We start from the raw sequence: 17955 nt of genomic DNA, 5'->3' as shown, positions 1-17955 counted from the left end.
GGGACTGGTTCGGAGGCGGTCAGGAGTGGGGCGGGCTGCTGGATCCCGGCGGCTCTCCCCCGACCACCCGGCGCGGCCCGGCCCCGCCCGCCGAACCCGGCGTTCCCCCGCCCGCCGAGGGCGGGGGAAACCCCGTACATGCGCATCAAGCTGCGCACATGCAGTACGTTCGGGTCATGCCCCAGCCCGCCAAGTCCTCACGTACACCAGCCACGCCCGACGCGCCGGAAAGTGCCGCCGGCAGTCGCGCGGCCGCCCAGCGGCTCAAGATGCGCCGCGAACTGGCTGCCGCGGCCATGGAGCTGTTCGCGACCAAGGGGTACGAGGCAACCACCGTCGACGAGATCGCGGCGCAGGCCGGGGTCGCCCGCCGCACGTTCTTCCGCCACTTCCGCTCCAAGGAAGAGGCGATCTTCCCCGACCACGACGACACACTGATCCGCGCGGAGGCGGTGCTCAACGCGGCGCCCGCGCACGAGCACCCGCTCGACACCGTATGCCGTGGCATCAAGGAAGTCATGAAGATGTACGCGGCCCGTCCGGAGATCTCGGTGGCCCGCTACAAGCTCACACGCGAGGTGCCCACCCTGCGTGAGGCGGAGATCGCGTCGGTGGCCCGCTACGAGCGCCTGTTCACCCGCTATCTCCTCGGCCACTTCGACGAGCACGCGCACGACGACGACGCCAACGACGACCCGCTGCTGGCGGAGGTCGCCGCGTCGGCCGTGGTCACCGCGCACAACCACGTCCTGCGGCGCTGGCTGCGGGCCGGCGCCCAGGGCGACGTGGAGGCACAGCTCGACCACGCCTTCGCGATCGTGCGGCGGACGTTCGGGACGGGGATCGGGGCGGGCCGGGAGACCGCACCGCGTACGGTGCCGGCCTCCGTGGCCGGTCAGGGCGAGGTGCTCGTGACCGTGGCGCGGACCGACGCGCCGCTCGACGAGGTGATGCGGACCATCGAGCAGGCGCTGAAGGAGCGGGCGTAGAGCGTCACCGGCACTGGGGCGCCTCCTGGCGACTCCCGCCACGGGAACCATTTCCCCGGCCCGACCGTCCTCCATGTCGAAGCACGATCTTGATGGTGCGCTTGACGGTGTGCGACGGAAGAGGGTTGCCATGCGGACGAACGACCCGACCAAGCTCCAGGCCACGCTGGCCGATGGGCGGCGCATGACCCTGTCCCTCCCTGCGACGGACGCGAAGTGGGCCGCCGACGGCATCAAGGGCCTGCGTACCGTCCCGCCCACGCACACGGGCCGCGGCGAGGAGCCGCCCGCCCTCCCCGCGGAGCCGGCACTCCCCCTGCAGGTGGCCCTGCTCGGCCTGGGCGCGTAGCGCCTTCTCCGGCTGATCGGGCCGGCCCTGCGCGACAGCCGCGTGCCAGGCCTGGCGACGGCGGCATGACGCGCCGGACAAGGCCCGATCCCCGGCGCAGCCGGACCGACCGACCTGGGGCGAACCTCGCCGCCTCCCCGGTGCGCAGCCGCGCCACCAGCCGTTCCGTCGCCGGGGCCGGCATGTTGTTGCCGGTGCCGAGCATGAGAGGCGAGGCGGCCCGGTGCCGGGCCGATCAGGGGCAGGGCGTCGGGGGTCACCGGGCGCGGCCCCATCCACTCCTGCTCGCCGCTCCAAGTCGGCGCCCGGCCGGGCAGCCGCCACCAGCGCCTGAACGCGGCCCTGTCGGAAGAGGCAAGGCCCCGGTCGAGCCCCATCGTCCCGGCGGCCATCTCGATGCGTACGCCGAGCGAGGCGCACACCTCCCGGAACCAGACGCCCGCGGCGATCACGACGGCGTCCGCTTGGTAGGTCCCCGCGACCGTACGGACCTCGACGCGATCCGCGCCCTCCCGGACCGCCGTCACCCGCGCGCTCTCGACCAGCTCGGCTCCGCCGCGCCGCAGCCACGAACTACCTACTGTCCAAAGCCAGTTGACGCTCCACCAGGAACCCGGTCGGGGCGGCCGGCCCGAGGGCGGGCTCCGTCTCGGCCGGCGCCGCGCCCCGCAGCACCCGCTCCAGCGCGACCGCCGCGCCGAGCCGAGCCGAGCCGACGGAAGCCCGCCAGCCCGTGCGCCGCATCCGGGTACGACGGACGAGGACCCGGTCCGGGGCGTCGCCGGCATGCACGACTCGTACCGGGACGCCGCGCCGGCACTGCGTGCCGGTGCGCGGCCGGAGCCGCGGGCGGGAGGCGCTGATCGCCTGGGCGGTGTGCGGCTTCCCGCTCGTCCGGACCGCCGAGCGCCCCGTCGTCCACCGCAACCCCCTGCTCCACGGCCTGACGACGACCGGTGACCGATAGCGCCCGATTAACACCTACTCGTCGGTAGCTTTGATCGATCATCGCTCATTTGTTACGTAAAGATTTCATCTGAGAGCAAGTTCTGGCACCCAGTGCCTTGCCGGATGACACGGCGTGCCATACGTTGAAAGTGTCCGGGCGGCCGGCGTGCAGAGACCTTTCGTACGTCGGCTGTCCCCGCAAGCTCCCCCCGGGGCCTGCGCGCCCGGGCGCCTGCGTCACAGGCAACCTCCCGCGCCACAAAGCGCTGCCGAACAGCACAACAGCCGAACCGACGGCAACCACCAAATCCCTCAGCAGCACCGACGTAACCCTCAGCACCCCTCCCTCAGGGTGCGTATCGCCGGAGGCAACACCGTGACCGTGAAGGACATCCTCGACGCGATCCAGTCGCCGGACTCCACGCCCGCCGACTTCGCCGCCATGCCGCTCCCCGAGTCGTACCGCGCGATCACCGTGCACAAGGACGAGACGGAGATGTTCGCGGGCCTGGAGACCCGCGACAAGGACCCGCGCAAGTCGATCCACCTCGACGACGTCCCGCTGCCCGAGCTCGGCCCGGGTGAGGCCCTGGTGGCCGTGATGGCCTCCTCGGTCAACTACAACTCGGTGTGGACGTCGATCTTCGAGCCGCTCTCGACCTTCGGGTTCCTGGAGCGCTACGGCCGCAGCAACGAGCTGGCCAAGCGCCACGACCTGCCGTACCACATCATCGGCTCCGACCTCGCGGGCGTCGTCCTGCGCACCGGCCCGGGCGTCAACGCCTGGAACCCCGGTGACGAGGTCGTCGCGCACTGTCTGTCCGTCGAGATGGAGTCCAGCGACGGCCACAACGACACCATGCTCGACCCCGAGCAGCGGATCTGGGGCTTCGAGACCAACTTCGGCGGCCTCGCGGAGATCGCCCTCGTCAAGTCCAACCAGCTGATGCCCAAGCCGGGCCACCTCAGCTGGGAGGAGGCCGCCGCTCCGGGCCTGGTCAACTCCACCGCGTACCGGCAGCTGGTCTCCCGCAACGGCGCCGGCATGAAGCAGGGCGACAACGTCCTGATCTGGGGCGCGAGCGGCGGACTCGGGTCGTACGCCACGCAGTTCGCACTGGCCGGTGGCGCCAACCCGATCTGTGTCGTCTCCAGCGACCAGAAGGCGGACATCTGCCGCTCGATGGGCGCCGAGGCGATCATCGACCGCAACGCCGAGGGCTACAAGTTCTGGAAGGACGAGCAGACCCAGGACCCGAAGGAGTGGAAGCGCTTCGGCAAGCGCATCCGCGAGCTGACCGGCGGCGAGGACATCGACATCGTCTTCGAGCACCCCGGCCGCGAGACCTTCGGCGCCTCGGTCTTCGTCACCCGCAAGGGCGGCACCATCACCACCTGTGCCTCGACCTCGGGCTACATGCACGAGTACGACAACCGCTACCTGTGGATGTCGCTGAAGCGGATCATCGGCTCGCACTTCGCCAACTACCGCGAGGCCTGGGAGGCCAACCGGCTCATCGCGAAGGGCAAGATCCACCCGACGCTCTCGAAGGTGTACTCGCTGGAGGACACCGGCCAGGCGGCCTACGACGTGCACCGCAACCTCCACCAGGGCAAGGTCGGCGTCCTGTGCCTCGCCCCCGAGGAGGGCCTCGGCGTGCGCGACGAGGAGATGCGCGCCCAGCACATCGACGCCATCAACCGCTTCCGCAACATCTGAGACACCCGAGGTCATAGATGACTGAGCGTCAGCCCGCCGAAGGCAAGCGGGAGAAGGACCGGCCGTGGCTCATGCGCACGTACGCCGGTCACTCCACGGCCGAGGCGTCCAACGAGTTGTACCGGCGCAACCTCGCCAAGGGCCAGACCGGTCTGTCGGTCGCGTTCGACCTGCCGACACAGACCGGCTACGACTCCGACCACATCCTCGCCCGCGGCGAGGTCGGCCGGGTCGGCGTACCGGTGGCCCATCTCGGTGACATGCGCCGGCTGTTCCAGGACATCCCCCTGGAGCAGATGAACACCTCGATGACGATCAACGCCACCGCCATGTGGCTGCTGGCGCTCTACCAGGTCGTCGCCGAGGAGCAGGGCGCGGACATCACCAAGCTCCAGGGCACGACCCAGAACGACATCGTCAAGGAGTACCTGTCGCGGGGGACCCATGTCTTCCCGCCGGGGCCCTCACTCCGGCTGACGACGGACATGATCACGTACACGGTCTCCCACATCCCGAAGTGGAACCCGATCAACATCTGCAGCTACCACCTGCAGGAGGCGGGCGCCACGCCGGTCCAGGAGATCGCGTACGCGATGTCCACCGCGATCGCGGTTCTCGATGCCGTACGCGACTCGGGGCAGGTCCCCGCCGAGAAGTTCGGGGACGTCGTGGCCCGTATCTCCTTCTTCGTGAACGCGGGTGTCCGCTTCGTCGAGGAGATGTGCAAGATGCGGGCGTTCGGGCGGATCTGGGATCAGGTCACGCGCGAGCGATACGGCATCGAGAACCCCAAGCAGCGCCGCTTCCGTTACGGCGTCCAGGTCAACTCCCTCGGTCTGACCGAGGCGCAGCCGGAGAACAACGTCCAGCGGATCGTTCTCGAGATGCTGGCCGTGACCCTCTCGAAGGACGCACGCGCGCGTGCCGTGCAGCTGCCCGCCTGGAACGAGGCGCTGGGTCTGCCCCGGCCCTGGGACCAGCAGTGGTCGCTGCGTATCCAGCAGGTGCTGGCGCACGAGAGCGATCTGCTGGAGTACGAGGACATCTTCGACGGCTCGCACGTCATCGAGGCGAAGGTGAGCAAGCTCGTCGAGGAGTCCCTCGCGGAGATCGAGCGGATCCAGGAGATGGGCGGCGCGATGGCCGCCGTCGAGTCCGGCTACCTCAAGTCGCAGCTGGTCTCCTCGCACGCCGAGCGCCGGGCCCGGATCGAGTCCGGGCAGGAGAAGATCATCGGTGTCAACATCTTCGAGACGACCGAGCCGAACCCGCTGACGGCGGACCTGGACACCGCGATCCAGACGGTCGACCCGGCGGTCGAGGCCCGGGTCATCGCGGGCCTGGAGCACTGGCGCGACACCCGCTACCAGCCGCCCTTCAACCACCCGCGCCCCTGCAAGGCGCTGGACCGGCTGAAGGAGGCCGCCAAGGGCACCGGCAACCTCATGGAGGCCACCCTGGAGTGCGCCCGCGCCGGGGTCACGACAGGCGAGTGGGCCGGGGCGCTGCGCGAGGTGTTCGGGGAGTTCCGGGCGCCGACGGGCGTGTCGTCGGCACCGGTTGCCGTCCCCGCGGAGGAGGGCTCGGCCATGGCCGACGTCCGCCGCAGGGTCGACCTGACGGCGAAGGACATGGGCGTCGGCAAGCTGCGGTTCCTGGTCGGCAAGCCCGGCCTGGACGGGCACTCCAACGGGGCCGAGCAGATCGCCGTACGGGCGCGTGACGCCGGCTTCGAGGTGGTCTACCAGGGCATCCGCCTGACGCCCGAGCAGATCGTGGACGCGGCCCTCGCGGAGGACGTGCACGCGGTCGGCCTGTCCATCCTGTCCGGCTCGCACGCCCAGCTCGTGCCGGACGTGCTGGACCGCCTTCGTGTGGCCGGTGCCACAGAGATACCTGTCATCGCCGGTGGGATCATCCCCAATGGCGACGCCGAGCAGCTGAGGGCCGCGGGTGTGGCCGCCGTCTTCACCCCGAAGGACTTCGACATCACCGGAATCATCGGCCGCATCGTCGACGAGATCCGGAAAGCGAACAAGCTCGACCCCCTGGAGGTCCCCGCATGACCGTCAACCGTCTGCGTCCCCGCCGCTCGTGTCTCGCGGTCCCGGGAAGCAACCCCCGCTTCCTGGAGAAGGCGCAGGGCCTGCCGGCGGACCAGGTCTTCCTCGACCTGGAGGACGCGTGCGCCCCGCTCGCCAAGCCCGAGGCGCGGCACACCATCGTCAAGTTCCTCAACGAGGGCGACTGGACGGGCAAGACGAGGGTCGTGCGCGTCAACGACTGGACGACCGAGTGGACGTACCGCGACGTCGTGACCGTCGTCGAGGGGGCCGGCCAGAACCTCGACTGCATCATGCTGCCGAAGGTGCAGACCGCCGAGCAGATCGTCGCCCTCGACCTGCTGCTGACGCAGATCGAGAAGACGATGGGCTTCGAGGTCGGCAAGATCGGCATCGAGGCGCAGATCGAGAACGCCCAGGGCCTGAACAACGTCAACGAGATCGCGACGGCCTCCCAGCGCGTCGAGACCATCATCTTCGGCCCGGCCGACTTCATGGCGTCCATCAACATGAAGTCGCTGGTCGTGGGCGAGCAGCCGCCCGGCTACCCGGCGGACGCCTACCACTACATCCTGATGAAGATCCTGATGGCCGCCCGCGCCAACAACCTCCAGGCGATCGACGGCCCCTACCTCCAGATCCGCAACATCGACGGCTACCGCGAGGTCGCCCAGCGCGCCGCGGCCCTCGGCTTCGACGGCAAGTGGGTACTGCACCCGGGCCAGGTCGAGGCGTCCAACGAGATCTTCTCGCCCTCGCAGGAGGACTACGACCACGCCGAGCTGATCCTGGACGCGTACGACTACTACACGTCCGAGGCGGGCGGCAAGAAGGGCTCGGCAATGCTCGGCGACGAGATGATCGACGAGGCCAGCCGCAAGATGGCGCTCGTCATCTCCGGCAAGGGCCGCGCCGCCGGCATGCAGCGCACCAGCAAGTTCGAGATCCCGGAGGCCTGAGCGCGATGCAGTTCGGACGCACCTACGAGGAGTTCGAGGTCGGGGCGACGTACAAGCACTGGCCGGGCAAGACGGTCACCGAGTACGACGACCACCTGTTCTGTCTCCTCACCATGAACCACCACCCCCTCCACATGGACACGAACTATGCGGAGAAGACGACGGACTTCGGCAAGAACGTCGTCGTCGGCAACTACATCTACTCGCTGCTGCTCGGCATGAGCGTGCCGGACATCTCCGGCAAGGCCATCGCCAACCTGGAGATCGAGTCGCTCAAGCACGTGGCGCCGACCTTCCACGGCGACACGATCTACGGCCAGACGACGGTGCTCGACAAGTGGCCGTCAAAGTCCAAGAACGACCGCGGCATCGTCTATGTCGAGACCAAGGGCTACAAGCAGGACGGCACGCTCGTGTGCGTGTTCCGCCGCAAGGTGATGGTGCCGACCGAGACGTACATCAAGGAGCGCGGCGGCGAGCAGCCGGGCCGCCCCGAGCTCAAGGAGCAGGAGAAGTAGCCATGGCGCGACTCGCCCAGACCGCCGGTCTGACCGACATCCAGCAGGAGATCCTCTCCACCGTCCGCGACTTCGTGGACAAGGAAATCATCCCGGTCGCCACCGAGCTGGAGCACCGCGACGAGTACCCCCAGCAGATCGTCGACGGTCTGAAGGAGTTGGGCCTGTTCGGCCTGATGATTCCCGAGGAGTACGGCGGTCTGGGCGAGTCGCTCCTGACGTACGCGTTGTGCGTCGAGGAGATCGCCCGCGGCTGGATGTCGGTGTCCGGCATCATCAACACCCACTTCATCGTGGCGTACATGCTCAAGCAGCACGGCACGCAGGAGCAGAAGGACCACTTCCTGCCGCGCATGGCGGCCGGCGACATCCGCGGCGCCTTCTCGATGTCGGAGCCGGGCCTGGGCTCCGACGTGTCGGCCATCACGTCGAAGGCGGTGAAGGACGGCGAGGAGTACGTCCTCAACGGCCAGAAGATGTGGCTGACGAACGGCGGAACGTCCTCTCTGGTCGCCGTTCTCGTCCGAAGTGACGAAGGACACCCCGAGGGCACCGCGCCCCACAAGTCGATGACGACCTTCCTTGTCGAGAAGGAGCCCGGCTTCGGAGAGGTCCGCCCCGGCCTCACCATCCCCGGCAAGATCGACAAGATGGGCTACAAGGGCGTCGACACGACCGAGCTCATCATGGACGGCCTGCGCATTCCGGCCAATCGGGTGCTCGGCGGCGTCACCGGCCGAGGTTTTTACCAAATGATGGACGGCGTCGAGGTCGGCCGCGTCAACGTGGCGGCGCGTGGCTGTGGCGTCGCTCAGCGTGCTTTCGAACTCGGTGTCCAGTACGCCCAGCAGCGTCACACCTTCGGCAAGCCGATCGCCCAGCACCAGGCCATCCAGTTCAAGCTGGCCGAGATGGCTACCAAGGTCGAGGCGGCGCATGCCATGATGGTGAACGCGGCACGCAAAAAGGACTCCGGAGAGCGAAACGACCTCGAGGCTGGGATGGCGAAGTACCTCGCCTCCGAGTACTGCAAGGAGGTCGTCGAAGATGCCTTCCGGATCCACGGCGGCTACGGCTTCTCCAAGGAGTACGAGATCGAGCGCCTCTACCGAGAGGCTCCGATGCTGCTTATCGGTGAAGGTACCGCCGAGATCCAGAAAATGATCATCGGTCGCAGGCTGCTCGAAGAGTATCGGTTCCAGGGATAGATGTGCGGGTTCGGGGTGTTTTCTTCGAGAAGAAGATCACACCCCGTCAATACTCTTCAGCCGCCGACTCGGCTTCCTGGCTTGCCCAGTTGTGGCCCGCGACCGGTACGATCCCCGGAAAGCCGCCGTCCCCCGTCGAAGCGCGGCATCATCCGCTACGAAGGTCATCCATGCCCCACAGCCAAACCTCTGCACCTCGCGACAGCCGGGCCGGCGTACGCCTCGCGCGCGGAGCATCGCCGTGGCTTCTCCCGACCGTCGCCACCGCAGCCCTCAGCCTGGCCCGCGCACGCCGTTCCGGCGTCGCCAAGGCCGTGGCCGTGCCCGCCACCGCGCTCGCGGCGGGCATGCTGTGGTTCTTCCGCGACCCCGAGCGCGAGATCGCGCAGGGCCGGGTCATCTCTCCCGCCGACGGTGTGGTGCAGAGCATCATGCCGTGGAAGGACGGCCGCACCCGCGTCGCGATCTTCATGAGCCCGCTCAACGTCCACGTCAACCGTGCGCCGCTCTCCGGCACGGTCACGTCCGTGGAGCACATCCCTGGCGGGTTCGTTCCGGCGTTCAACAAGGAGAGCGAGAACAACGAGCGCGTAGTCTGGCATTTCGACACCGAACTCGGCGACATCGAAATGATCCAGATCGCCGGCGCGGTGGCCCGTCGCATCGTCCCCTACATCCCGCAGGGCACGAAGGTCGAGCAGGGCGACCGTATCGGTCTGATCCGCTTCGGCTCGCGTGTCGACATCTACCTGCCCGAGGGCGTGGAGGTCGCGGTCGAGGTCGGGCAGAAGACCGTGGCTGGGGTGACTCGCATTGACCGTGATTGATCCTGAGACACAGCCGGGCTGGGTGCCCGAGGCCGACGAGGTCGACGAAGAGGAGGAGATGCCTCTTTCTCTCCGCCTGTCGATAGCGGACACCCTCACCCTCGGCAACGCCACATGCGGCTTCATGGCGGTGTACTTCACCACCACCGGCATCCTGATCCCGCACCTCACCGGCAGCCAGGAAACCGGCATGGCCCGCCACAGCGCGGCCACGGCGGTCATCCTGATGCTCTGCGCGGCGGTCTTCGACCTGTTCGACGGCCTGGTCGCGAGGAAGCTCCGCTCCTCCCCGATGGGCGCGGAGCTGGACAACCTCTCCGACCTGATCAGCTTCGGTCTGGCCCCGGCGTACTTCGTCCTGGTCTACGGCATGGTCGCCGACGACGCGCATCAGCGGGTGGCGGCGGTCGGCGCGATCGTCGTGCTGCTCGCGGTGGTGCTGAGACTCGCGCGCTTCTCCTGTGTGACCCCACCGAACGGCATGTTCCAGGGCATGCCGTCGCCGTTCGGCGCGCTGACGGTGGTCTCGATCGTCCTGCTGGAGCTGCCCTTCGTGGCGACCCTGCTGGCGATCCTGGGCACGGCCTGGCTGATGGTGAGCCGGGTCGAGTACCCGAAGCCGCGCGGCCGCCTGGCCGTGGCGATGCTCGGCTGGATCGTGGTCAGCATGGGTCTGCTCGCCGCCTGGGCCTTCGACGCGCCCAGCGGTCAGCTCCTCCTCCAGACGGGCTGCGCGCTGCAGCTGGTCACGGGCGCGGTCATCCCGCTGTTCGCCACGGCCCGCCGGGTGAACAACTTCCGCGACAACCGGCGTGAGGCACGGGCGGCACAGCTCCCGTAAACAGCCGCGCCGAAGCCGTACGCGGCCGTACGACACCAGGAAGGGCCCCCAGCCGGTCGGCTGGGGGCCCTTCGTCGTATCGTGCGTCGGCCGCGTCGGCTCAGCTCAGGAAGTCCCCGGCGATCCGCTCCGCCACCCGCTCCAGAATCGGGCCCGCGTCCGCGATGCACTTCGCCACGTCCGGCTCGACCTCCGTCAGGGGGTACGCCCGCCGGATCCCGGCCCGGCCCAGCGCCTCCGGCGCGAGCGCGAGGCGGCCGCACACCGCGACGACCTCCTTGCCGGCCGCGCGGGCGGCGGCGGCGACGCCCGCCGGGGCCTTGCCGTGCAGGGTCTGCTCGTCCAGGGAGCCCTCGCCCGTGATGACCAGCTCCGCCCGCTCCAGCGCGGGCGCGAAGCCCAAGACGTCGAGCATGACCTCGATGCCGGGGCGGAAGCGGGCGCCGATGAGGAGCGCGCCGTAGCCGATGCCACCGGCCGCGCCGGCGCCCGGTGCGGCGGCGTGCACGGCGGCCTTGGCGCCGACCGACTCCTCCAGCACCTTCGCGAAGTGCGCGAGCGCCGCGTCCAGCGTCGCCACGTCGTCCGGCGAGGCGCCCTTCTGCGGGCCGTACACCGCCGGTGCGCCCTTCGGACCGGTCAGCGGATTGTCGACGTCGCTGGCGAGCACCAGTTCGACCGAGGCCAGCCTCGGGTCCAGGCCGGACAGATCGGCACCGGCCAGGTCGCCCAGGCCTCCGCCGCCCGGCGGCACCGGCTCGCCGTCCGCGTCCAGGAACCGCGCACCCAGCGCGCTCAGCATCCCGGCGCCGCCGTCCGTGGTGGCGCTGCCGCCGACGCCGAACACGATCGTGCGGGCGCCCGCGTCCAGGGCGGCCCGCAGCAGCTCGCCCGAGCCGTAGGTGGACGCCGTGAGCGGCGCGAAGACGCCGGCGGGCAGCCGCTGCAGGCCGCTCGCCTCGGCCATCTCCACGACCGCCGTGTCGCCGCGCAGCGCGAACGCCGCCGTCACCTCGTGCCCGAGGGGCCCGGCGACCCGCACTTCCCGGCGCTCGAAACCGGCCGCGACCGCCGCGTCCACGGTCCCGTCGCCGCCGTCGGCCACGGGCATGGCCTCGACCTGGACGGCCGGCACGACCCGGCGCAGACCGGCCGTCACACGCTCGGCGACCTGCACGGCCGTCAGCGACCCCTTGAACTTGTCCGCGGCGATGAGCACGCGCTGTGTCACCTGTTTTCCCCTTGCTCTCCGGGCCTCGCGCACGTCAAGGCCAGTCGCGCCGCTGCGACCTTAACCGGAGGAGGCCCATGACGTCATGCCCTGCCCGGAGCCTGAGAACGCCCGGCGAACCCGTTGTGCGTACTGCCCGAACCCGGAGCGGACGCCCCCGGAATTGGGTAAACCGGTCCTATGACCCCTGTGGGCACTGAGCCAGAGCTCGCCGACCGCGTACTCGGAGGCTGGCTCGGCCGGATCGCGGGCAACATGCTCGGCAAGCCGGTCGAGCAGGGCGACCTGTGGACGCGGGACCGTATCGACCGCTATCTGCGGCAGGCCGCAGCCCTGCCCCTCACCGACTATCTCCCCGAGCCGGTCAGCGAGGACGACGGGTTCGAGCTGCGCCCCGAGTGGCGCCAGTGCGTGCGCGGCCGTATCCACGGCAGCTGCCGCGACGACGACGTCGACTACGCCATCCTCGGCCTCGACCTGCTGGAGACCCACGGCTTCGGCTTCAGCACCGAGCAGGTCGGCGACCTGTGGCTGCTGCGGCTGCCGTACCTGCAGACCTTCACGGCGGAGCGGGCCGCGTACCGCAACCTGGCGAACGGTCTGAAACCGCCGCTGACCGCCACGTACGACAACCCCTACCAGGAGTGGATCGGCGCCCTCATCCGCGCCGACATCTATGGCTGGACCTGCCCCGGCGACCCGCGCCGCGCCGCCGCCCTCGCCCGCCGGGACGCGGTGCTGTCGCACACCGGCAACGGGGTGTACGGCGCGATGTGGGCGGCGGCGCTGGTCGCGGCGGCGTTCACGGCGTCCACGGTCCGCCACGCGGTCGACCAGGCACTCGCCGTCATCCCGGCGAGCAGCCGTCTCGCCCGCACCGTACGCCGCGTCGTATCGCTCCACGACACCCGGATGACCTGGGAGGACACGCTCACCACGGTCGCCGAGGAGACCTCCGGGCTCGGCTGGATCCACACCGTCCCGAACGCGGCCGTGCTCACCGCGGGGCTGCTGTACGGCGACGGGGACTTCACCCGCAGCATCACCCTCACCGTGCGCGGCGGCCTGGACACCGACTCCAACGGGGCGACGGCCGGCTCGGTGGCGGGTGTGCTGACCGGGGCGCAGGCGATCCCCGACCAGTGGACGGGGCCGCTTGAGGACACGGTCCGCAGTGCGGTGTTCGGGTTCGACGGAATGCGGATCAGCGAGCTGGCGGAGCGGACGGTGCGGCTGGCGGAGGCGGAGGTCTAGGGCCCGGCGACGGGCGGGGCCGGTTGCCCGGGCTGGTTACGCTTCCCCCATGACCACCACGCCTGACTTCGCCGCGTACATCGCAAGTCTGCCCCGCGTCCTGGCCGGTGCCGCCGCGCTGTTCCGGGACACCGAGGGCCGGGTGCTGCTCGTGGAGCCCAACTACCGTGAGGGCTGGGCGCTTCCGGGCGGCACGATCGAGTCCGACGACGGCGAGACGCCCCGCCAGGGTGCGGCCCGCGAGACCGCCGAGGAGATCGGCCTGGACCGTGACCTGGGCCGGCTGCTCGCGGTGGACTGGGTGCACGGCACGGGGCGGCCGCCGCTGGTGGCGTACCTGTACGACGGCGGGGTCCTCGGCGAGGACGACTTCAAGGCGATCCGCTTGCAGGAGGAGGAGCTGCTGTCCTGGCGGCTGGTCGCGCGCGAGGAGATCACCGCTCATCTGCCGGGTTCCCTGGGCCGCCGCGTCCTGGCCGCACTGGACGTGCTCGCGGACGGCGGCGGAACGGCGGAGCTGGAGAACGGTCACCGGGTGGCCTGACCTTGGCCGTGCCGGGACACCCGCACCCGCCGACCACCTCGAATATCCATTCGCGGCCCGTACGATGCCCGTCCTACCCTCGGCAGCATGACCAAGCCCCTCGTCGCCCTCCTCAGCGGCGCCGGTATCTCGACCGACTCGGGCATCCCCGACTACCGCGGGCCGAACGGGCTGTGGCGGCGCGATCCCGAGGCCGAGAAGCTCGTGACGTACGAGTACTACATGGGCGACCCGGAGATCCGGCGGCGCTCGTGGCAGATGCGGCGCAAGAACCGGACGCTGAAGGCCGAACCCAACACCGCGCACCGGGCGGTGGCCGAGCTGGAGCGGTCCGGGGTGCCGGTGCGGGTGATCACGCAGAACGTGGACGGGCTGCACCAGCTCGCCGGTATGCCCGCGCGCAAGGTGCTCGAACTGCACGGCAGCGCGCGGAGTGTGGTCTGCACGAAGTGCCATGCCCGCGGGCCGATGGAGGACGCGATCGCGCGGGTCGAGGCGGGCGAGGACGATCCGCCGTGCCTGGAATGCGGCGGTGTCCTCAAGTCGGCGACCGTCATGTTCGGCGAGCGGCTCGACCCCGTGGTCCTCGGTGAGGCGGTCGCGATCACCAAGGCGTGCCAGGTGTTCATCGCCGTCGGCACCACTCTCCAGGTCCAGCCCGCCGCCGGCCTCGCGGGCGTCGCCGCCGACCACGGCGCCCGGCTCGTCATCGTCAACGCCGAGCCGACGCCGTACGACGACCGCGCCGACGAGGTGATCCGCGAGCCGATCGGCACCGCGCTGCCGAAGCTGCTGCGCGGGCTGGGCGAGTAGCTCAGAATGCGATCATGACTTCTCGGATCCGCCATGTGACGATCGACTCCGCCGACGCCTACGCCCTCGCCGGCTTCTGGTCCCAGGTGCTGGGCCTCCCCGTGCACGAGGACGACAAGCCCGGGACCGAGGAGGTGCTGATCGAGGGCGCCGGCCTGCTGTTCGTCACCGTCCCGGAGCGCAAGACCCTCAAGAACCGGATCCATGTGGACCTTCAGCCGCAGGACCGCACCCGTGACGAGGAGGTCGAGCGGCTCCTGGACCTCGGCGCCACCCTGGTCGACGACCGGCGCACCCCGGACGGCAAGGGCTGGGCGGTCCTCGCCGACCCGGAGGGCAACGAGTTCTGTGTGGAACGCGGGGCCGCGGAGCGGGCCGGTGAGGCGGGGGCGGTCTAGGGCCCGTCCGGCCATTCCCCTCGTCCGCCGGGCCGGCGGGCCCGGCGGACCCGGTCTGCGGGGATGGGCGTGCCCCGCCGAGCAGCGAAGCGAGGAGTGGGGCGGAGCCACAGGGGCGGGCCGGTCATGCGGGAGAGCGCGCCGCCAAGTCTCCCGGGCAGGCCAGAGTTTGCCGGACACGGCCTAGAACAGCGCCGTTCCCACCCTTCCGTTCTCGAAGTCCAGCAGGCGCTGCTTGCGGTCCAGGCCGCCGCCGTAGCCCGTGAGGCTGCCGTTCGCGCCGACGACGCGGTGACAGGGGACGATGATGCCGATCGGGTTCCTGCCGTTGGCGAGGCCGACCGCGCGGGAGGCCCCGGAGTTGCCGAGGATGTCGGCGAGTTCGCCGTAGGAGCGGGTCTCGCCGTACGGGATCTTTCGCAGTTGCTCCCAGACGCTGCGCTGGAACGGGGTTCCGCTCAGGCGCAGTTCGAGGGTGAACTCCTTCAACTCGCCCGCGAAATAGGCCTTCAGCTGCTCCTCGGCCTCCCGGAAGAAGGACTCGTCGCGGGTGCCGAAGGTCTCCTCGGCCGGTCGGTGGCGTTGGTCGGTCATGTAGAGGCCGCACAGGACGCCCTTCTCGGCGACGAGCGTGAGGGGGCCGTACGGGCTGTCGATGAGGGTGTGCTGCTTCATCACGCGTTCCTTTGACGTGCTTACACGGGGAGGAAGTTGATCGGGTGGCTGTCCGTCGCCCACAGGTACTGCACGGCGTACGCCCGCCAGGGGCGCCACGCGGCCGCCCGGGCCGTGAGGGCCGCGGGTGTGGACGGCAGGCCCAACTCCTGGGCGGCGCGGCGGATGCCGAGGTCGGTGGGGAGAAAGGCGTCGGGGTCGCCGAGGGCGCGCATCGCGATGACGTCGACCGTCCAGGGGCCGAAGCCGGGGAGGTCCAGGAGCCGGGCCCGGGTCTGCGGCCAGTCGCTGTCCGGGCCCAGGCGGACGTCGCCGTCGGCGAGTTGGCGGACCAGGGTGGTGAACGTCGTACGGCGGGAGCGAGGCATCGCCAGTGACTCCGGGTCCACCGAGGCCAGTGCCTCGGGGGCCGGGAAGAGGTGGGTGAGGCCGCCCTCGGGGTCGTCGACCTGCTGACCGTGGGCGGTGACCAGGCGGGCCGCGTGGGTGCGGGCGGCCGCCGTGGAGACCTGTTGGCCGAGCACGGCCCGTACGGCGAACTCCGCCTCGTCGACCGTGCGCGGCACCCGTCGGCCGGGTGCCTTGTCGACCAGGGGCGCCAGCAGCGGATCCGTGCGCAACTGGTCGTCGATAGCGACCGGATCGGCGTCCAGGTCCAGCATCCGCCGGCACCGGCTGATCGCGACGGTCAGATCGCGCAGGTCGCTGAGGGTGAGGCGGCAGGCGATGTGGTCGGGCTGGGGGGTCAGGGACACGATGCCGTGTCCGTACGGCAGCCTGAGCGTGCGCCGGTACGCGCCGTCCCGCCACTCCTCGACGCCGGGGACCGCGGTCGCCGCGAGGTGGCCGAAGAGGTTGTCGGGGTTGAGGGGGGCGCGGAACGGCAGCCGCAGGGTCAGGGCGCCGGCGGTGTCCGCCGGGATTCCCGGGATCCTCGAAGTTCCCGAAGCCACCGGGTTACTGCGCGGTGCCGCGCGGGTGCGCAGGTCGGTCGGGGCGAGGGCGTAGACCTCGCGCACGGTGTCGTTGAAGGTGCGGATGGACGCGAACCCGGCCGCGAAGGCGATGTCCGCCATGGGCAGGGGCGTCGTCTCGATGAGGAGGCGGGCCGCCTGGGCGCGCTGGGCCCGGGCCAGGGCGAGCGGGCCGGCGCCCAGTTCGGCGAGGAGCTGGCGTTCGATCTGCCGGGTGCTGTAGCCGAGCCGGGCGGCGAGGCCGGGGACGCCCTCGCGGTCCACGACTCCGTCGGCGATCAGCCGCATCGCGCGGGCCACTAGGTCGGCGCGCTGGTTCCATTCCGGTGAGCCGGGGCTGGTGTCCGGTCGGCAACGCTTGCAGGCCCGGAACCCGGCCTGCTGGCAGGCGGCGGCGCTCGGGTGGAACCGCATGTTCTCCGGCTTGGGTGGGACCACGGGGCAACTGGGCCGGCAGTAGATCCCGGTCGTGACGACCGCGGTGAAGAACCAGCCGTCGAAACGGGCGTCCTTGGACCGGACGGCGCGCACGCAGCGCTCGGTGTCGGTGTGCATCCCCTTCTGCATGTGTCCAGCATCGTCCACGCAGGCGAGGCGGGCTGGCGAGAATCCGACATCGACCTCGGCTGGGCTGGGAGCCGCCGGATCACCCGCACCGCGAGCCGCATCCCGAGCCGCGTCCCGAGATGCATGAAGAAGCATTCATGTGTTCATGTACGATGAGTAAGATACCCGGCATGGGTCATGGAGCCGTCACCGCCGCGCAGGACGCCGCCGAGCGCGTACGCCTGGACGCGGCCAACGTCGCCAAGGTGGCCACCACCCTCCAGGCCCTCTCCACCCCCTCCCGCCTGCTGATCCTGGCGCGACTGCGCGAGGGCCCGCTGCCCGCCACGGAGCTGGCGGCGGAGGTGGGCATGGAGCAGTCCGCGTGCTCGCACCAGCTGCGGCTGCTGCGCAACCTGGGCCTGGTGGTGGGTGAGCGGCGCGGTCGTTCGGTCGTCTACGCGCTGCACGACCACCATGTCGCCGAGCTGCTCGACCAGGCCGTCTACCACGTGGAGCATCTGCGCCTGGGCATCAGCGACACGGCGGAGTGAGCCGCGCCGGCCGTCCGGGGCCGGCCTCCGCCGACTGCGGCGCTACGACGCGCTCGGAGCGGGCTTCGGGCCCACACCCTGCAACTGCTGGATCTTCCCGCCCAGTTGGGGCCGGAGCCGGTCCAGCACCTCCGGCTTCGCGCTGACCACCCAGCGGGTGCCCACGAGGTACTTGCCGCCGTAGACAGCGGCCGCGTCCAGCCAGGTGAGTTTGAACTTCTCCTGCGGGAACGTGGTGATGAGGTAGTCACCCTTCTTCGTGCGGCAGACACCCTCGCGCAGTTCTTCCGCTTCGGTCCGGATCTTGACCTTGCAGCCCGTCAGGTCGGCGATCACCTCGACCTTCGCCGGTGCCACGACTCCGGCGACGGTGGCGGAGACCTTCGCCGGAGTGCTCTTCGCTGCGCCTGCGTCGTCCTCACCTCCGCCGCACGCGGTGGTCATGAGCAGGAGGGCCAGACTGCCGACCGTCGCAATACGGCCCATGCTTCCTCGGTGTGACTGCACGATTCTTCCCCGGTGCTTCCTCGGTGTGACGGCGCGA

The 17955-nt window shown here is 70.3% G+C and carries 19 protein-coding genes; 14 read left to right on the top strand and 5 right to left on the bottom strand.

The features are described from left to right. Positions 1-176: 176 nt before the first annotated feature. Positions 177-989, top strand: a complete 813-nt coding sequence (locus ACZ7M7_RS12160; protein ID WP_383609775.1) for a TetR family transcriptional regulator — start codon at positions 177-179, stop codon at positions 987-989. A 130-nt stretch (positions 990-1119) separates the two neighbouring features. After that, a complete protein-coding gene (locus tag ACZ7M7_RS12155) occupies positions 1120-1338 on the top strand; it encodes a hypothetical protein (protein WP_472115363.1) in 219 nt (72 codons plus the stop codon). A 573-nt stretch (positions 1339-1911) separates the two neighbouring features. On the opposite strand, the gene ACZ7M7_RS12150 is transcribed toward ACZ7M7_RS12155, so the two are convergent. Further along, the gene (locus ACZ7M7_RS12150; protein ID WP_472115360.1) at positions 1912-2265 is read right to left on the bottom strand and encodes a hypothetical protein; all 354 of its coding nucleotides are present in this window, start codon (positions 2263-2265) and stop codon (positions 1912-1914) included. Positions 2266-2668: 403 nt separating this feature from the next. Between ACZ7M7_RS12150 and ccrA the strand changes: the two genes are divergently transcribed. From ccrA to pssA, 7 genes are all read left to right on the top strand, one after another. Beyond that, on the top strand, positions 2669-4006 hold the full coding sequence (ccrA, locus tag ACZ7M7_RS12145; protein WP_383623370.1) for a crotonyl-CoA carboxylase/reductase: 1338 nt from the start codon (positions 2669-2671) through the stop codon (positions 4004-4006). A gap of 17 nt (positions 4007-4023) precedes the next feature. Further along, positions 4024-6072 (top strand): protein meaA, encoded by a 2049-nt coding sequence (locus ACZ7M7_RS12140; protein WP_472115357.1) that lies wholly within the window; start codon positions 4024-4026, stop codon positions 6070-6072. After that, a complete protein-coding gene (locus tag ACZ7M7_RS12135) occupies positions 6069-7028 on the top strand; it encodes an HpcH/HpaI aldolase/citrate lyase family protein (RefSeq protein ID WP_031475710.1) in 960 nt (319 codons plus the stop codon). Before ACZ7M7_RS12140 ends, ACZ7M7_RS12135 begins: the two co-directional genes overlap by 4 nt. Before the next feature lie 5 nt (positions 7029-7033). After that, positions 7034-7546 carry a MaoC family dehydratase gene (locus ACZ7M7_RS12130; protein ID WP_030948303.1) on the top strand — a complete coding sequence of 171 codons (513 nt, stop codon included), beginning with the start codon at positions 7034-7036 and terminating at the stop codon, positions 7544-7546. Positions 7547-7548: 2 nt separating this feature from the next. Further along, positions 7549-8754, top strand: coding sequence for an acyl-CoA dehydrogenase family protein (locus ACZ7M7_RS12125; RefSeq protein ID WP_031475707.1), 1206 nt, complete (start codon positions 7549-7551; stop codon positions 8752-8754). Between the two features lie 170 nt (positions 8755-8924). Next, positions 8925-9581 (top strand): phosphatidylserine decarboxylase, encoded by a 657-nt coding sequence (locus ACZ7M7_RS12120; RefSeq protein ID WP_048579466.1) that lies wholly within the window; start codon positions 8925-8927, stop codon positions 9579-9581. Positions 9582-9603: 22 nt separating this feature from the next. Further along, positions 9604-10422, top strand: coding sequence for a CDP-diacylglycerol--serine O-phosphatidyltransferase (gene pssA, locus ACZ7M7_RS12115; RefSeq protein ID WP_383609988.1), 819 nt, complete (start codon positions 9604-9606; stop codon positions 10420-10422). Positions 10423-10522: 100 nt separating this feature from the next. Here the strand turns inward: pssA and ACZ7M7_RS12110 are convergent, their stop codons facing one another. Beyond that, positions 10523-11653 carry a glycerate kinase gene (locus ACZ7M7_RS12110; RefSeq protein WP_472115353.1) on the bottom strand — a complete coding sequence of 377 codons (1131 nt, stop codon included), beginning with the start codon at positions 11651-11653 and terminating at the stop codon, positions 10523-10525. 180 nt (positions 11654-11833) lie between these two features. Here ACZ7M7_RS12110 and ACZ7M7_RS12105 point away from each other — a divergent pair, with 180 nt between their 5' ends. The 4 genes from ACZ7M7_RS12105 (at position 11834) to ACZ7M7_RS12090 (ending at position 14662) form a co-directional block, all read left to right on the top strand. After that, positions 11834-12907 carry an ADP-ribosylglycohydrolase family protein gene (locus ACZ7M7_RS12105; RefSeq protein ID WP_472115350.1) on the top strand — a complete coding sequence of 358 codons (1074 nt, stop codon included), beginning with the start codon at positions 11834-11836 and terminating at the stop codon, positions 12905-12907. Positions 12908-12956: 49 nt separating this feature from the next. After that, a complete protein-coding gene (locus tag ACZ7M7_RS12100) occupies positions 12957-13451 on the top strand; it encodes an NUDIX domain-containing protein (protein WP_472115347.1) in 495 nt (164 codons plus the stop codon). A gap of 87 nt (positions 13452-13538) precedes the next feature. Then, positions 13539-14264 (top strand): SIR2 family NAD-dependent protein deacylase, encoded by a 726-nt coding sequence (locus ACZ7M7_RS12095; protein ID WP_451169880.1) that lies wholly within the window; start codon positions 13539-13541, stop codon positions 14262-14264. 14 nt (positions 14265-14278) lie between these two features. After that, positions 14279-14662, top strand: coding sequence for a VOC family protein (locus ACZ7M7_RS12090; protein ID WP_427839167.1), 384 nt, complete (start codon positions 14279-14281; stop codon positions 14660-14662). 183 nt (positions 14663-14845) lie between these two features. On the opposite strand, the gene ACZ7M7_RS12085 is transcribed toward ACZ7M7_RS12090, so the two are convergent. Together ACZ7M7_RS12085 and ACZ7M7_RS12080 are read right to left on the bottom strand one after the other, a co-directional pair. After that, on the bottom strand, positions 14846-15337 hold the full coding sequence (locus ACZ7M7_RS12085; RefSeq protein WP_472115343.1) for a methylated-DNA--[protein]-cysteine S-methyltransferase: 492 nt from the start codon (positions 15335-15337) through the stop codon (positions 14846-14848). Positions 15338-15357: 20 nt separating this feature from the next. Then, complete coding sequence (locus ACZ7M7_RS12080) at positions 15358-16878, bottom strand: DNA-3-methyladenine glycosylase 2 family protein (RefSeq protein WP_472115340.1); 1521 nt, start codon at positions 16876-16878, stop codon at positions 15358-15360. Between the two features lie 170 nt (positions 16879-17048). On the opposite strand from ACZ7M7_RS12080, the gene ACZ7M7_RS12075 reads away from it, so the two are divergent. Continuing rightward, a complete protein-coding gene (locus tag ACZ7M7_RS12075) occupies positions 17049-17411 on the top strand; it encodes an ArsR/SmtB family transcription factor (RefSeq protein WP_126396275.1) in 363 nt (120 codons plus the stop codon). Positions 17412-17453: 42 nt separating this feature from the next. Here ACZ7M7_RS12075 and ACZ7M7_RS12070 read toward each other — a convergent pair whose 3' ends face one another. Next, positions 17454-17897, bottom strand: coding sequence for a hypothetical protein (locus ACZ7M7_RS12070; protein WP_472115337.1), 444 nt, complete (start codon positions 17895-17897; stop codon positions 17454-17456). Positions 17898-17955 lie beyond the last annotated feature (58 nt).

The organism is Streptomyces sp. NPDC111606, assembly GCF_055656945.1.
This window is presented reverse-complemented; position numbering and strand designations above follow the sequence as displayed.

Bases quoted from the DNA above. Each gene is read 5' to 3' on its own strand.
- ACZ7M7_RS12160 (WP_383609775.1), top strand. From the start codon at position 177: ATGCCCCAGCCCGCCAAGTCCTCACGTACACCAGCCACGCCCGACGCG.
- ACZ7M7_RS12155 (WP_472115363.1), top strand. From the start codon at position 1,120: ATGCGGACGAACGACCCGACCAAGCTCCAGGCCACGCTGGCCGATGGG.
- ACZ7M7_RS12140 (WP_472115357.1), top strand. From the start codon at position 4,024: ATGACTGAGCGTCAGCCCGCCGAAGGCAAGCGGGAGAAGGACCGGCCG.
- ACZ7M7_RS12135 (WP_031475710.1), top strand. From the start codon at position 6,069: ATGACCGTCAACCGTCTGCGTCCCCGCCGCTCGTGTCTCGCGGTCCCG.
- ACZ7M7_RS12130 (WP_030948303.1), top strand. From the start codon at position 7,034: ATGCAGTTCGGACGCACCTACGAGGAGTTCGAGGTCGGGGCGACGTAC.
- ACZ7M7_RS12125 (WP_031475707.1), top strand. From the start codon at position 7,549: ATGGCGCGACTCGCCCAGACCGCCGGTCTGACCGACATCCAGCAGGAG.
- ACZ7M7_RS12120 (WP_048579466.1), top strand. From the start codon at position 8,925: ATGCCCCACAGCCAAACCTCTGCACCTCGCGACAGCCGGGCCGGCGTA.
- ACZ7M7_RS12105 (WP_472115350.1), top strand. From the start codon at position 11,834: ATGACCCCTGTGGGCACTGAGCCAGAGCTCGCCGACCGCGTACTCGGA.
- ACZ7M7_RS12100 (WP_472115347.1), top strand. From the start codon at position 12,957: ATGACCACCACGCCTGACTTCGCCGCGTACATCGCAAGTCTGCCCCGC.
- ACZ7M7_RS12095 (WP_451169880.1), top strand. From the start codon at position 13,539: ATGACCAAGCCCCTCGTCGCCCTCCTCAGCGGCGCCGGTATCTCGACC.
- ACZ7M7_RS12090 (WP_427839167.1), top strand. From the start codon at position 14,279: ATGACTTCTCGGATCCGCCATGTGACGATCGACTCCGCCGACGCCTAC.
- ACZ7M7_RS12085 (WP_472115343.1), bottom strand. From the start codon at position 15,337: ATGAAGCAGCACACCCTCATCGACAGCCCGTACGGCCCCCTCACGCTC.
- ACZ7M7_RS12080 (WP_472115340.1), bottom strand. From the start codon at position 16,878: ATGCAGAAGGGGATGCACACCGACACCGAGCGCTGCGTGCGCGCCGTC.
- ACZ7M7_RS12075 (WP_126396275.1), top strand. From the start codon at position 17,049: ATGGGTCATGGAGCCGTCACCGCCGCGCAGGACGCCGCCGAGCGCGTA.
- ACZ7M7_RS12070 (WP_472115337.1), bottom strand. From the start codon at position 17,897: ATGGGCCGTATTGCGACGGTCGGCAGTCTGGCCCTCCTGCTCATGACC.